Annotated in this window: 1 protein-coding gene; it reads right to left on the bottom strand. The window is 43.1% G+C overall.

Annotated elements, in window-relative coordinates:
• A partial coding sequence (locus MTN97_RS17805) for an IS4 family transposase (RefSeq protein WP_248475031.1) occupies positions 1–631 on the bottom strand: 631 nt, incomplete at both ends.

Genomic DNA, 631 nt, shown 5'->3' with positions numbered 1-631 from the left:
GTAATGGCTCAACTTTATGGGCTTTAGCCATCTCTGCCATTTCAAGTCTCACGATATTATATGATGTCAGAATACCCCAGAGCTCTTGATAAATACCTTCCTGTTTCAGGCTACGTAATGCTGGTTTATTTGATAGTTGATACTGCTTGAGCTCACCATAGCCTCGCTCTATTTCCCATCGTTGCCAATACACATCGAGTAGCGCTTTCAGCGGGTACTTTTCTGGACAGGCGCATGAGGTGATGAACCCTTTTATTTCCCCTTTAGGTGTCGGAATTTGAATAAGCCTTGCTTGCCATGTATCACCTAGGTAAGGGGCTGATTTCTTAGCTTGTGGTGAAATAGGCATTGTTATTAAGTGGTCGTAATCGCTAAATGACTCCGTTATTTCATAGCGCATTTTGCTTTTGATGGGCGTAAGCCAATGATGATTTTCGCTAACACCTTGCCAGCTCGTAAATAGTTCAGCCGAAAAGAAACCTCTATCAAATAGCGTCAATGAATAGTCAGGTGCTGAGCCAACAAGCTGTTGAGCATAATGAATTTCACTTTGAGTAATGGGGCCAAACGCTGCATCGGATATTAAATGCGTTCTTGTCGACATCAAGGTCACAGCAAGTACTGAGGGGAA

The sequence above is a fragment of the Pseudoalteromonas sp. 2CM36K genome, from assembly GCF_023161865.1.
Lineage (GTDB): Bacteria > Pseudomonadota > Gammaproteobacteria > Enterobacterales > Alteromonadaceae > Pseudoalteromonas > Pseudoalteromonas tetraodonis.
This window is presented reverse-complemented; position numbering and strand designations above follow the sequence as displayed.